This window comes from Barnesiella sp. (genome assembly GCF_022723415.1).
Classification (GTDB): domain Bacteria; phylum Bacteroidota; class Bacteroidia; order Bacteroidales; family Barnesiellaceae; genus Barnesiella; species Barnesiella intestinihominis.
Genome location: NZ_JAIJHU010000011.1, coordinates 49897 through 64672, shown reverse-complemented (window position 1 = coordinate 64672; position 14776 = coordinate 49897). Strand labels below are relative to the sequence as shown.

Here is a 14776-nt window from a genome sequence, read left to right as displayed (position 1 = left end):
TTGGGGCTCGAACCCAAGACCCCAACATTAAAAGTGTTGTGCTCTACCAGCTGAGCTAGCGAATCTAACCTTGTTGCTTTTTGTAAAAGCGTTGCAAAGGTAGAACTATTTTTTCTTTTTGCAAAATTATATATCTATAAAAATATGTTAAATAATATCTTTCATTCTTGTACCTCTTCCGAAACAGAGGTGTCAGTAGGAGAATCTGGTGGCTCGACAGAATCGGCTCCTATCACATAACGCTGATAATAAGACAGACACAACGTCGTTAACGGAAGAGCAATAATCATACCGACAAAACCGAGCAATGTGCCCCAAATAGAAAGCGAGAGCAAGATAATAGCGGGATTCAATCCTGTGACCTTACCCATAACCCGAGGAACGATAAACACATCCTCGATAATCTGGACTATGATAAAGACCAATATGCAAGCACCGAACAACAACCAGAAATTAGTTCCGGTATCGGATGCCGAAACAAGACATAACAGGATAGTCGGAATAATACCGATAAGCTGCAAATAGGGGACCATATTCAATACCCCGATGAACAGCCCCAATACGATAGCCAACGGCAACCCTACAATCAAGAAACCTATACTGAATAAGATACCTACCAAACCGGCGACCAATGCCTGTCCCCGGAAATAGCGGTTCATACTCTCCTCTATATCATTCCCTATCGAGACGAGCATAGGCCGGTATTTTTGCGGTATCATACGCTGGAACCCACACAATATCCTGTCATAATCGAGCAATATAAAAACTATATACAACAGCACGACCAACCAACTCACAATATTGATGATTTCGCCCACCGAACCGGTGATGAAGCCCCAAGCCCCGGAAAAACTCTCCTCGATAATCGAGAGCCATTGTTCCCGACTCAATAATCCCGACAGCTCGGAAAAATTAATATTATCACGAATAAAATCATGTACGGCTTGCGGGACGAAAGGTATACTCGAAGAATTGTAAACATACTCGCTCAACAGCTCCCTCATATGAGCAATCTCATCGATAATCGACGGCAGAAACAACACACACAACAAAGATATGGTTATCAACACTTCCAGAAAAGCCAGAGTGATGGCTACTACCCTGCCTTTCAATTTAAACACCCGCTTGTTATACACGACCAACGGATTGAGCATATAGGCAACTATCCATGCTACAAGGAAAGGGAGCAAGGCTCCTCGAAGTATGTAAACCAAATAGAACAATCCCACGACGGAGACTACACCGAATAGAATACGGATAACACGGTCGAACGTGTATGGTTGTCGGTCTACCATGACTATAACGATTTTAATTATACCCTACATAACAAATATTCGCAGTTCGAGTTTAATCCGAATGCTCTTTATCCTCTCGGGCTTGCATCTCCTGCAAATAGCATCGGCGGCACAAAGGCTGATATTCGTTTTTCTCTCCCAAAAGCACCCGTTTATCGTTATCGACTAAACGATAGGAATAATTTGCCAAATGCCCGCATTTCACACAAATGGCATGGACTTTATATACATCATCGGCTATCGACAATAACGAAGGCATAGGCCCGAAAGGAACTCGACGGAAATCCATATCCAACCCGGCGACAATCACCCTCGTCCCGTTATTGGCCAATTCGGAACAAACCTCGACAATACCTTCATCGAAAAATTGCGCCTCATCGATTCCTACGACATCGACCCCCGATGCCATCAACAATATACTGTGAGAATTATCGACCGGAGTGGAAAGGATAGAAGTACTGTCATGCGAAACGATATTCTCCTCGGAATAACGCACGTCGATGGCCGGCTTGAATATCTCTACTCTCTGACGGGCTATCTTCGCTCTTTTCAAACGGCGTATCAGCTCCTCCGTTTTACCTGAAAACATAGACCCGCAGATCACTTCTATACTCCCTCTACGGTTTGTCTCATAATTACTTTCGGTCAAAACCATAATTACATTATACCTATTTTAATATTTTCAACAAAAGTAAAAAGATAGTTCGATTTTGGCAACCTTTCCCAAACTATTTCTCCCAAGTGAAAAATAGAATCGCCATGTAAACAGCATCGCTTTTTCCTTCGGCTTATCTTTTCTTCGATAAATACAAGACAAAATACAGCTCGATAAAAAAGAGAAAAACACCCGTTTTTCACATCTCTACATTCACCTTTCATTATCTTTGTAACTACGAAGATAGAATACGGTTCAGCATAGTCAAATCGGGAATACGATTTCCATTTGTCTCTGTACTCACCTCTCGCTATCTTTGCAACGAATGCAACAGACAAAAACAATGGCAAAACGAATCTTATTATTTCTTCTCATATTCAGCGCATTACCGGTCATAGCCACCACGCAGCAGATTATCGACAAATTCGTATCCGACCCGGCTTTTATTCCGTCGTCGATAGGGATTTGCATTACCGATGTCAAAACGGGAGAAACTATCGCCTCTTACAACGAACGACAAGCCGTCATTCCGGCATCGACGATCAAAGTTATTACGACCGCTACGGCTCTGCGATTGTATCGCCCCTCATTCTGTCTATACACGACAGTGGGACACACCGGAACAATCGACGAAACAGGAACTCTACACGGAGACCTTGTGATACACGGCGGCGGAGACCCGTCCTTAGGCTCGGCATACCGTAGTCGCCACACCGAAGATTTCATCGACCAAATCATACAAAGAGCTCTGGCCAATCACATCAAATCGATCGAGGGTCGCATAGTTGTCGATAACTCCTTATTCGACGAGCCAGCCATCTCTCCCAAATGGATGGTAGAAGATATAGCTTGGGATTACGGCACAGGCTGCCATGCTTTTTCATACAAAGACAACCGAATAGAGATAAACCTGCGATACAATGGAAAATCGTATGACGTAACCGGAGTAAATCCGCCTAACCGTTTTGTCGTTGAGACCAGTTTGACAAAAGGCGAAAAAGAAAACATCACAGTCAAGTGTAAAAACAACCGATACACGATTTCGGGAACTATTCCCAAAAGAAAAGATCGATACCGTCTCTATTTGTCGATAGCCCGACCGGATAACCTATTCATAACAGATTTACAAGAAAAATTTCAAACAGCGGGAATAGAGGTCAAAAACTCCAATCTCGGTCAACTCCCGGAAACGACATGGTTTCACTATCCGTCCGACTATCTCGGAGATATAGTACACAGCCTGAATGTACGCAGCGACAACCTGTATGCCGAAAGCGTACTCCGACTCTTGTCTCTGTCGGCTCATGAGAAAGGGAGCGCAGAAAAAGGTATCGACATAATCCGTAAATACTGGCAAAATTACGAAGCCGACTCTCTCGAACTATTCATGTACGACGGTTCGGGATTGGCTCGCAACAATAAAGTTTCAGCCAAATATCTGAATTGCGTCCTCAAAGAAACAGCCCGAGACTCACTGATTGGAGAGTATTTCGTGCAAACGCTTCCTTTGGCGGGAAAAGAAGGCTCTGTCGCCACAATTATGAAGCATGGAGAACTGCCCGGCGAACTACGACTGAAAAGCGGAAGCATGAGCGATGTACACGCCTACGCCGGATATTACACGACTCCCCAAAACCGATATGCGATAGTCGTCATGATCAACAACTATACATGCACGAGGGCTCAACTGAAACAAAAAATATCTACCCTTTTGACTCAGGTTCTTTCTAAAAAAGAGTAATACCGACTAAAAAACTTTCACACGATACACGCATCTATCATTTTATCATTATTTTTGTGAAATAACTAAATGTATATGTTATGCTTCGAGATAGTCGTATCGTACACATCATAGACCTGTTAGGAGAGTTGAGGGAACTCTTGTTTGTCATCGATCAAGCGGGAGATACGGCTCCTGCCATACTGTTAAAACTGGCAAAAGAAAAAGCCGAAGAAATTACACGATTGACCCGTGAACTTCGACAGCCTGAATTTTGGGACGGAATACTTCGCTACGATCCCTTCACATCGGTCAAGACAACGACACACGAAGATGCGATTCCAAGCATGGAAAATCCCCTCGAAAAAGTCGGCGAACCCGTATCTTCTCACATCACCGACGAAAACATAATCCCCACAGAAAAGCAATCCGAAGAATCCGGTGAAGAGCTGGACACTGACAATAATATCGCCGATACGGAAGATTATTCGGAAAGTCCGATTATAGAAAATAACGAACCCACCCACAAAAACGATACCGAAGAAAATGAAGAAGAAAACGACACGCTCTATCCGTGGGAAAAACTGAATGGGGAAGAACTATCGGCTGTACAAGACGAAAACGATGACGAGTACGAAGACTCCAACGAATTTGACGAAGATATGGAAGAAGACTATGAGGAGCCCGATTTATATGAGGAGGAAAATACGGAAGAAATCATCGAAGAAGAGGAACCTGCAACTCCCGTAACTCTCGAAGAAGCCCTTCAACGTCAACAAGCCAAAGAGCTCCGTAAGGCATTAAGTTTGAACGACCGGTTCAGATTCCGTCGTGAACTCTTCGGTAACAGCGATATCCGTATGAACGAAACGCTATCTCTGATAGATGCCATGCAGTCATACGAAGAAGCAGAAGATTACATTTTAAATGACTTGAATTGGGACGTAGAGAACCCCGACGTCGCCGAATTCATGAAAATCGTACAAAAACATTTTTTATAGCAGTATGGCAAAACTGTATGTAGTACCCACCCCGGTGGGAAATCTCGAAGACATGACATTTAGGGCTATCTCCGTTCTGCGAGAAGTAGATTGTATCTTGGCGGAAGACACCCGCACAAGCGGCATATTATTGAAACACTTCGACATACACACTCGCATGCAGTCCCACCATAAATTCAACGAGCATCAAACCATCGAAGGAATCGTCTCCCGGATAGAAGGAGGAGAAAACATAGCTCTTATTTCGGATGCCGGTACTCCGGCCATCTCCGACCCTGGGTTCCTTTTGGTAAGAGAGTGCCGACGAAGAGATGTCACCGTCGAATGCCTGCCCGGAGCGACAGCCTTTGTGCCGGCATTGGTAGCATCGGGGTTGCCGAATGAAAAATTTTGTTTCGAAGGATTCCTTCCCCAAAAGAAAGGCCGAGCTACACGACTGACCGAATTGGCGGAAGAACCACGCACAATCGTTTTTTACGAATCTCCGTTTCGTCTGCTCAAAACGCTCATTCAATTCAAAGAAACTTTCGGGGGAGAAAGAGCGGCATCGGTAAGTCGTGAAATTTCCAAAATACACGAAGAAACCGTACGGGGAACAATCGACGAATTGATAACTCATTTCTCGGAACACGAACCGAAAGGAGAAATCGTCGTTATTATAGCAGGAGCTCCCGACAAACCCAAAGAGAAAAAAAAGGAAAAGTACCCTAAAAGCGATACCTATCTATAAATTTAATTTTAACGATTATGAAAAAGGCTATTACAGCTGCTATCGCAGCATCAGTTTTAATGATTGGCTGTACGAACCAATCGACCGAAGTAAGGAAACTTCAAGCAGAAAATGACTCTCTGCTCAGAGTCAACGCCCAAACGACTGCGGATTTCAACGAAATGATCCAGCTGATGAATGAAGTCGAAGATGGATTTCGGCAAATAAAAGAGGCCGAAAACTATTTGGTAACACAAAAAGATGCCAACGGAGAAGTATCCTTGACTACCCGGGAACAAATCAAAAACGATATGACACTGGTCGCCGAGACTTTGCAAAAAAACAAAGAACGTTTGGAAAAACTCCAAAAGCAGCTCAATCAAAACAAAAACCAATCGGCTGCCCTGCAAAAAACAGTGACTCGTCTCCAAAACGAAATCGAGGAAAAAACACAACTCATAACCTCTTTACAAGAATCTTTGGCTAAACGCGACGTACGCATCGCCGAATTGGACGAGGCCGTAACGAATCTGACCGGTCAGGTAGAGCACCTCACTACTGAAAACGAGCAGCAAAAAGAAGTGCTCATGACCCAAGACGAGGCTCTTAATACGGTATATTACGCATTGGGCACGAACAAAGAGTTGAAAGAACAAAAAATTGTCGAAGGCGGAGGTCTGTTCTCTTCGAAAAAAGTAATGGAAGGAGAATTTAATAAAAACTACTTCACGGCAGTCGATATGCGCAAATTACACGACATACCTTTCGACAGTAAAAAAGCAAAACTATTGACCAATCACCCCGAAGGCACATACGAACTTCAAAAAGATAACGAAGGTTATTTGACCTTAGTAATCACCAACCCAGATAGTTTTTGGAGTCTGAGCCGCTATCTAGTTGTCGAGCTCAACTAATCGAATACGAATCCCATTCCCCCGACGAGGCCGGAGGTGATACCTCCGGCCTCGTCGGTTGTCCTTACTAAACACACCACCCTATATCCATGGACCGCTACCTGCCCGCCCTGCTGGCTCTGCTATTGTTCACCTCGTGCGACAGTTTTTTTGAAAAAGAATCGGTTTTACCGCACAACCCCGAGCGTCCCGAGTTGCCCCCGGCTCGCGACCGCCGCTTTGTCGTTGACAGTATCCAATACCACTTCGACTATTGGAGCCGTAAAAGTACCCAACAGGCAGACGAAATATGTCTAACCATCTTTTCAAACTCCCTCGATTCAGAATGGCGCTTCACTCCCACTCTGGAAGAGCCGCTTTACAACTACTCTTGCTTTTCCAGCGAAGACCCTGTATTTGCCCAGATTTACACCGACACCCTGCTAGTGAGAACTCCTTGTTATGTCGATGACGACAACCGCATCATACTGGGAGACTCGCTGTACAGTTTTCAGCAGATTACTCAACAGACTCTGGCCGAAATCGACCGGACGGGCGAAGAGACCATCATTCCCCCACATACCGAAACCTACTTCTACGGCCGGTACAGCATCACCTACTACGATATAGCATACACCATCTGGCTGACCGAAATGACGAGTCAGACCCCCATCACCATCGAAGGTATGTGGCAAGGTGGTATCATTAACGACGATCTCACGATACGCATCGAGTCGCACCCGTTGTAAATCGCCGGCCGACACAACAAACACTTCGGTATCAGTCTTAAAACAAAAATCCCTGCTCCGGTTCTTTCGATAAACCTCGGCGAAGATATGTAACCCAATAAAGGGCAAACATAGACATGGATAAAAAACATTGTCTATAATAAATTTATTAGTAACAATGTCATTAGTAATAATATTATTACTTATCTTTACATCAAAATAATATGTGAAGATGATGGAGAATAAGCCTTTTATATTTGGTGTTGCAACATCGGGCGATAATTTTACCGACCGAGAGAAAGAAACGGAACGTTTATTACTCAATTTCCGGCATGGTGTAAATACAGTGCTGATTTCGCCTCGCCGTTGGGGTAAGACTTCATTGGTACAGAAAGCGTGTGGTTTGGCTCAATCCGATAAATTGAAAGTTGTGTATCTCGATATTTTCTCTTGTCGTAACGACAAGGATTTCTATACCGCATTTGCGGCTGCCATTCTCAAACAAACATCTTCGAAATTAGATGAATGGTTGGAAAATGCCAAGCTATTCCTTTCTCGTATCAGTCCTAAAATCTCAATAGGTACAGATCCGATGACAGATTTTTCCATTTCGCTCGAAATGAATCCCAAGAGCCACGATGTCGATGATATTTTACAACTTCCGGAAAGAATAGCACAGAAGAAAGGTTGTAATATTGTCGTGTGTATCGACGAGTTTCAGCAGATTGCCGAGTTCAAGGATTCTAAAACATTTCAGAAACGGCTGCGCTCTGTATGGCAACTACAAAAGTCGGTATCCTATTGTCTGTTCGGCAGTAAAAAGCATTTGATGAATGAACTGTTCGAGAAAAAGAACCTGCCGTTTTACAAGTTCGGCGATGCCATTTATTTACAGAAGATAGGTACAACAGATTGGATAGATTACATACGCAGGCGATTTGAAGTTACGGGCAAGCAGATTTCAAAAGAGTTGGCCGAAAAGATATGTCAAAGGGTGGATAACCATTCGTCTTACGTACAGCAGTTAGCATGGTTGGTATGGATTCATACGGATAAAACTGCTACCGAGCAGGATTTTGAGGCGGCATATCAGGATATCATCGACCAGAATACTCCATTGTTCGAAAAACAGACCGAAAGCCTTACTACTTATCAAATGAATTTCCTGCGAGCTGTCATAGACGGGGTTCATAGTGAGTTTACTACACAAGAGGTTCTACAAAAATATCAACTTGGTTCATCGGCAAATGTCAGTATAATAAAACGAGCATTAGTAAAAAAAGAACTTATAGAAATCGAGAAACGTCAAGTTGTTATTCCCGACCCGGTGATGAAAGTGTGGCTAAAAAAGGAATTGGGAATATAATATCACATATTTATAGGATTTCATCTAAAATCCTATAAATATATCTAATCTTAAAAATAAAATTGGAAGCCATTTCATCATGACCTCCAATTTTATTCCATTAGAAAAAGCTCTTTTTACTACTCTTCCACATGTAACGTATGCCCCATGCGCTTCTCTTTGGTCAGCAGATAGCGACGGTTGTACTCGTTGGGTGTAACTTCGATAGGCACGTTTTCGACAATTTCCAGTCCGTATGCCTCTAAACCGATTCTCTTTACCGGGTTATTCGTCATCAATCGTAACTTACGGACTCCTATATCCCTTAAAATACTCGCCCCGACACCATAATCCCGTTCATCGGCTTTAAATCCAAGATGCAAATTGGCATCCACTGTATCGAGACCGCCCTCCTGCAAACGATAGGCTCGGATTTTATTCATCAACCCTATACCCCGGCCTTCTTGATTCATATAAACAATGACACCTTTTCCTTCGGATTCGACCGCCTGCATGGCTTTATGCAACTGCTCCCCGCAATCGCAACGCATCGACCCGAAAATATCACCCGTCATACACGAGGAATGAACCCGAACCAATATCGGTTCATCGGGTTCCCAAGATCCCTTTATCAAAGCGATATGTTCCAACCCATTGGAAAGCTGACGGAACGGAATCAACCGGAAATGTCCGTACTCCGTAGGCATATCCACCTCGTCTCCACGTTCTACCATCGACTCTTGTTTCAGGCGATAAGCGATCAAATCACGTATGGCGATAATCTTTATACCGAACTTTTCGGCTACCTTAGCCAACTGAGGCAATCGAGCCATTGTACCGTCCTCATTCAAAATTTCGATCAATGCGGCTGCGGGATATAAGCCGGCCAAACGTGCCAAATCGACCGCAGCCTCCGTATGTCCGGCTCTTTTCAAGACTCCTTTATCTTGGGCATAAAGAGGATTTATATGTCCGGGACGCCCGAATGTCTCGGGCGTCGAAGAAGGATCGGCCAAAGCCCGTATCGTAGCCGCCCTGTCGTGGCTCGAAACACCTGTCGTACAACCCTCCAATTTATCGATGGTTACTGTAAAAGGTGTACCCAGCATAGAGGTATTGTGATTCACCTGACGGTATAAATTCAATTCTTCACAACGCTGCATGGTAATGGGAGCACACAAAACTCCTCGGCCGTTAGCCAACATAAAATTTACCTTCTCTGGGGTAATGGCTTCTGCGGCGATGATAAAATCGCCTTCATTCTCACGATCCTCATCATCGACCACAATCAAAAATTTACCCTGTCTGAAATCTTCGACAGCATCTTCTATCGAACTTAAAATCGTATCTTTACTCATATCTATACAGTTTTATTCTCTTCAATTCTATCGCTCTCCTCTTTCTCCAACTGTACGCACAACTCTTCATTCGTGTGAACGATAGCTTCCACTTCATTCCGCAACAGTCGTTGCTGCCGTGAACCTATCCAATATAACAACAAGCCTATCGGGAAAAGAGCCGCCAATACATAACCCCATTTCACCGATGGAGCTGGACGATAAACCCACAAATTACGCAAAATAGGATAATCCATCAGCTTACTAATCACCATCTGACTATGGCTGTTCGAGACATAATCGACCAGTTCGTTAATTTGGTTTCCCAATGCAATTATATCCGATTTGTTATATCCGTACAAACAATATTTCCAATAAGACTGACGCTTCCGTCCCACCTTATCAAGGAACCGCTGACAAGAATCAGACAAACGATGAGCCCTTTCAATGGCTTCCATCGGATTCATATCCTCGATAATCACCTCTTTCAAAACAACCTTACGCAATTCTTGGCGACCGATCAATTTTCTGAAAAAATTGATATACACGTCGGGGTTAAACACGGCCGAATCTTTCACCGCCTTATAGGTCAAAAATATACCCAATGGTAGAAGCACCGCAGAACTGAGCCACATACCTTCCCACACTTCCCAACGTCCGTCCCTTGCCAACTTATAACCGCTGTTATCGATAATATAATAAAAGATAAACATAAATACCGACACCACCACCGGCATTCCCAATCCCCCTTTGCGGATAATAGCCCCTAACGGAGCCCCTATAAAAAAGAAAATGATACAGGCAAACGAAAGCGTAAACTTTTTGTACATCTCGATCTGGTGACGCCTGATGACTTTATTTTCATCGCCCATCGTATAGCTGCGAAATTCATAATCCGATTTATATCGTCCGGCTCTTGCCACGGCACGATCCAAATACAACTGCTTACGTTGGAGGCTGCCGCCGTCGAACAAACTATCGAGATTCAACTCCGCAGCCTCGGCGACAGCCTTCTGCTCGCGTATCGAATCCTCTTTCGAAACATGCATGCCCGGACGGTCGTATAAAGCAAAATAACCCGATACTTTCAAGCTATTGGCATAATTATTTCCGATACTATCTACCCGATAAGTCATCGAGTCGATAGAAGATTGCAATGCCGCCAAGTCTTTTCCTATGTATTGGTTCTGCATGATACCATCGTCCATTCGGTTGAAATTGGCATCGAATGCAATCATAATCTCCTTCAACGAGAAGGTCTCCCGTCGATAGGGAATATTGCTGGTGCTCGTCCTTTGGTCCCTGAGATTTTCAAAAGATTCCCCGCTATATAACGTTAAGAAAAGATGTTCTTTATCATCGGTCATTTTCAATTTCCCGGAATCGGCTAAAATAATCATGGCATTATCGAATCCAGCCGACATATCATAAATCATGACATCATAGAGCATACCCGTTTTATGATCTTTCTTTTTCACATAAAGGTTATACCCGCTAATCTGATCATAAAATACACCCTCGGGAATATCGAGTTCGGGAGATTTTTGCCGCATGGAATAAAGCAATGTCCACATCTTTACCTGAGATTTCGGCAAAACATTATTCTGGAAAAAGAAAGCCCCGATAGCAACAAATATAAGAAAAATAACCAACGGCCGCATGATTTGGAGCAAAGAAATACCCGCCGCCTTTATCGCTAATAATTCCAATCGTTCTCCCAAATTACCGAAAGTCATCAACGACGCTAACAAAATAGCCAACGGCAAAGCCATAGGAACCATTGTCACAGCGGCATAGAAAAACAACTCGGCCAATACGGACATTTCCAATCCCTTCCCCACCATCTCATCGACATACCTCCACAGGAATTGCATCAACACGATGAAAAGGCAGATGAAGAATGTCATCAGAAACAGGGGCAAGAAACTTTTCAGAATAAACCTGTATAGTCGTTTGATATAGAACATTCTTTCGCCGGTTATCAGAATGCAAAAGTAGCGCAAAAAAATGAATTTCCGAACAGCCGATAACGATTATTGCGGAAGAACACTAAATTAAAACTTCCCCTTCAACCTCTTCAAGAAAAGTCATACACCCAATTTACGACGGAGAGTCTCTATCTGGTGGTCCCATAAACCACGGCTGTCCGCCATCTCGTCGGGATATGCGAAATCGGTAATAACCAGCATAGTCGCCCCGGTTAATTCCGAAGAAGATATGCGAAGTTCAAAAAAACTTTTCTCATCTTCATCGTCCAACCAATGAAACCGAATATAACTCCCGCTACGCACAGCTATCTGATGAGCCTGCTGAGAAGACTTATTCCAAAAAAAAGTAAATAATTTCTCTTCGTTTTGCACATCGTCGGCAAACCAATCGGCCAATCCGTTCTTCGTTCCTATATACGACCACAACAAAGTTGGAGAAACACTTTTTAAATCATACTCTACAATAAACTTTTCCTTATTCATAAATCTCTCAATATTATAGTATTTCCCGCTTAATTTCGATTAAAGTTCTTTCTTTTTCGGGGCTAATATATAGATATTATTTTTATCTTACATAGCAAAACAAGAAAAAATAAATATAAAAAGAAAATTCGGGATATTTTTATATAATATTTACCCTAAATTGCAATCTTGATATTACATTTTATTACTACATTTGCAATGTCTAAATAACACATAAACCAATCCGACTATGAATTTAATGGAACGAATGGTAGAACAAGCCCGAGCAAACAAACAGCGTATTGTTTTACCCGAAGGAACGGAAGAACGTACTTTACAAGCAGCCGACCGAATATTGGCCGACAACATCGCCGATATTATACTCATCGGGGAACCGTCTGAAATTATGGAACTTGCCGATCGGTACAAGCTGAAACACATCGACAAGGCGACTCTGGTAAATCCTACAAACCACGAAAAAAAAGAAACATATACTCAACTTCTATATGAGCTAAGAAAAGCCAAAGGCGTAACCCTCGAAAAAGCCGAAAAGATGGTCGAAGATCCTCTTTTCCTCGGTTGCCTCATGATTAAAAACGGAGATGCCGACGGCGAAGTTGCCGGAGCTCGTAACACGACAGGTAATGTGTTACGGTCGGCTTTTCAAATTATCAAAACCGCTCCCGGCGTAAAGGTCGTTTCGGGAGCATTCCTCATGTTCGTCCCCGATCGTTCATACGGAGAAGACGGATTGATGGTTTTCGCCGATTGTGCCGTATTACCCAACCCGACAGCTTCGGAACTCGCCCAAATAGCTGTATCCACTGCGAAAACAGCCCGAGATATCGCTAACATCGATCCACGTATCGCCATGTTGAGTTTCTCGTCAAAAGGCAGTGCCAGTCATGAAATGGTCGATAAAGTAGTGGAGGCTACCCGACTGGCCAAAGAGATGGAACCTTCTCTAAAAATCGATGGAGAGTTGCAAACCGACGCAGCGATTGTTCCGGCCGTAGGAGCAAGCAAAGCTCCGGGTAGCGAGATTGCCGGACATGCGAATGTACTGGTATTCCCTTCGCTCGAAGTAGGCAACATCGCTTATAAACTGGTTCAAAGGTTAGCTCATGCCGAAGCCGTAGGTCCTATTCTTCAAGGAATCGCCGCATCGGTCAACGATCTTTCCAGAGGTTGTTCGGTCGATGATATCTATAAAATGATAGCCATTACTTGTAATCAAGCCATCAGTTTGAAAAAATAACCTTAATGCATGCCTTATGAAAATATTAGTATTAAATTGCGGTAGCTCGTCGGTAAAATACAAATTATTCGACATCGACTCCAAGTCCGTATTGGCACAAGGAGGAGCAGAAAAAATAGGATTGGAAGATTCTTTCTTGAAACTAACTTTGCCCAACGGAGAAAAAGTAATTTTAAAAACCAGTATGCCGGAACACCATTCGGCTATTCAAAACATACTGAATGTACTCACCGGTAAAGAATATGGGTGTATCGAGTCGTTCGATGAAATCGATGCTGTTGGTCATCGGGTCGTGCACGGTGGAGAAAAATTCAACAAAAGCGTGCTCATCACAGACGAAGTTATCGAAAAAATAAAAGAATGTTACGATATAGCGCCGTTGCACAATCCAGTCAACATGGCGGGTATCGAAGCAATATCCAAATTGATGCCTACGGTTCCGCAAGTAGGAGTATTCGATACGGCATTCCACCAAACCATGCCCGCGCATGCCTACATGTATGCCCTTCCCTACGATTTATATAAAAAATACGGGATACGCCGATATGGATTCCACGGAACAAGTCATCGTTACGTATCGAAACGAGCTTGCGAGTTTTTAGGAGTGCCCTACGAGAAACAACGCATAATTACCTGCCACATCGGAAACGGAGGTTCCATTACGGCGATTAAAGACGGGAAGTCTGTCGACACCTCTATGGGTATGACTCCGGTTGAAGGATTAATGATGGGAACTCGGTCGGGCGATGTCGATGCAGGAGTCCTCACCTATTTAATGGACAAAGAACACCTCGATTCTGCCGGAGTAGCAAATTTGGTGAATAAAAAAAGCGGAGTGGCTGGTATATCGGGATTATCTTCCGACATGAGAGACATAGAAGCCGGAGTCGCCGCAAAAAACGAACGGGCTATTTTGGCGTTACAAATGTATGAATACCGAATCACCAAATACATAGGAGCTTATGCTGCGGCGTTAGGCGGAGTAGATATCATCGTCTTTACCGGAGGTGTAGGCGAAAATCAAACCATAACGCGCGAAGCCGTATGTAAACCGTTGGCTTTTATGGGAGTAGAAATCGATCCCGAAATAAATAAACAGATTCATGGAACGGAATGTGTGATAAGCACCCCGGCATCAAAAGTAAAAGTAGTCGTCATTCCCACAGACGAAGAATACATGATTGCTTCGGATACAAAAGCCGTTCTGTCCGGCAAAATGAAATAATATCTTATACATACATGTCGAGAAAAGGCGTACGCATTGTACGCCTTTTTTATTTTCCTGATTCAAGATTAATTTGGGAGTTTTAATTGAGAAATGGGTTCTCCATCATTACTTTCGCTATCTCAACAATCGTCAGATTACCTAACCGGTCTATACGTAC

General features: G+C 43.4%; 13 protein-coding genes. 8 read left to right on the top strand and 5 right to left on the bottom strand.

The window, feature by feature from the left end:
• Positions 1-161: 161 nt before the first annotated feature.
• Together QVD32_RS04025 and QVD32_RS04020 are read right to left on the bottom strand one after the other, a co-directional pair.
• Positions 162-1295, bottom strand: coding sequence for an AI-2E family transporter (locus QVD32_RS04025; RefSeq protein ID WP_008862510.1), 1134 nt, complete (start codon positions 1293-1295; stop codon positions 162-164).
• 52 nt (positions 1296-1347) lie between these two features.
• Positions 1348-1950 carry a thymidine kinase gene (locus QVD32_RS04020; RefSeq protein WP_021891608.1) on the bottom strand — a complete coding sequence of 201 codons (603 nt, stop codon included), beginning with the start codon at positions 1948-1950 and terminating at the stop codon, positions 1348-1350.
• Between the two features lie 343 nt (positions 1951-2293).
• Between QVD32_RS04020 and dacB the strand changes: the two genes are divergently transcribed.
• The 6 genes from dacB (at position 2294) to QVD32_RS03990 (ending at position 8367) form a co-directional block, all read left to right on the top strand.
• On the top strand, positions 2294-3691 hold the full coding sequence (gene dacB / locus QVD32_RS04015) for a D-alanyl-D-alanine carboxypeptidase/D-alanyl-D-alanine endopeptidase (RefSeq protein WP_021891609.1): 1398 nt from the start codon (positions 2294-2296) through the stop codon (positions 3689-3691).
• A gap of 80 nt (positions 3692-3771) precedes the next feature.
• On the top strand, positions 3772-4671 hold the full coding sequence (locus QVD32_RS04010; RefSeq protein WP_021891610.1) for a DUF8457 domain-containing protein: 900 nt from the start codon (positions 3772-3774) through the stop codon (positions 4669-4671).
• A 4-nt stretch (positions 4672-4675) separates the two neighbouring features.
• Entirely contained in the window at positions 4676-5401 is a 726-nt protein-coding gene (gene rsmI / locus QVD32_RS04005; protein WP_008862514.1) for a 16S rRNA (cytidine(1402)-2'-O)-methyltransferase, read from the top strand.
• A 17-nt stretch (positions 5402-5418) separates the two neighbouring features.
• Positions 5419-6294 carry a Cbp1 family collagen-binding glycoprotein adhesin gene (locus QVD32_RS04000; protein ID WP_021891611.1) on the top strand — a complete coding sequence of 292 codons (876 nt, stop codon included), beginning with the start codon at positions 5419-5421 and terminating at the stop codon, positions 6292-6294.
• Positions 6295-6383: 89 nt separating this feature from the next.
• Positions 6384-7022: a hypothetical protein gene (locus tag QVD32_RS03995; RefSeq protein ID WP_021891612.1), complete on the top strand. Its 639-nt coding sequence runs from the start codon at positions 6384-6386 to the stop codon at positions 7020-7022.
• 214 nt (positions 7023-7236) lie between these two features.
• Positions 7237-8367 (top strand): AAA family ATPase, encoded by a 1131-nt coding sequence (locus tag QVD32_RS03990; protein ID WP_021891613.1) that lies wholly within the window; start codon positions 7237-7239, stop codon positions 8365-8367.
• Between the two features lie 119 nt (positions 8368-8486).
• Here QVD32_RS03990 and QVD32_RS03985 read toward each other — a convergent pair whose 3' ends face one another.
• The 3 genes from QVD32_RS03985 to QVD32_RS03975 all read right to left on the bottom strand — a co-directional run bounded on the left by QVD32_RS03985 (position 8487) and on the right by QVD32_RS03975 (position 12154).
• Complete coding sequence (locus QVD32_RS03985) at positions 8487-9704, bottom strand: bifunctional 3,4-dihydroxy-2-butanone-4-phosphate synthase/GTP cyclohydrolase II (protein WP_008862520.1); 1218 nt, start codon at positions 9702-9704, stop codon at positions 8487-8489.
• Positions 9705-9706: 2 nt separating this feature from the next.
• The gene (locus QVD32_RS03980) at positions 9707-11650 is read right to left on the bottom strand and encodes an LptF/LptG family permease (RefSeq protein ID WP_021891614.1); all 1944 of its coding nucleotides are present in this window, start codon (positions 11648-11650) and stop codon (positions 9707-9709) included.
• A 120-nt stretch (positions 11651-11770) separates the two neighbouring features.
• On the bottom strand, positions 11771-12154 hold the full coding sequence (locus tag QVD32_RS03975) for an START-like domain-containing protein (protein WP_046413063.1): 384 nt from the start codon (positions 12152-12154) through the stop codon (positions 11771-11773).
• Positions 12155-12383: 229 nt separating this feature from the next.
• Between QVD32_RS03975 and pta the strand changes: the two genes are divergently transcribed.
• Complete coding sequence (pta, locus tag QVD32_RS03970) at positions 12384-13391, top strand: phosphate acetyltransferase (protein ID WP_287710150.1); 1008 nt, start codon at positions 12384-12386, stop codon at positions 13389-13391.
• Positions 13392-13407: 16 nt separating this feature from the next.
• On the top strand, positions 13408-14616 hold the full coding sequence (locus QVD32_RS03965; RefSeq protein WP_046413059.1) for an acetate kinase: 1209 nt from the start codon (positions 13408-13410) through the stop codon (positions 14614-14616).
• The last annotated feature ends 160 nt before the right edge of the window (positions 14617-14776 follow it).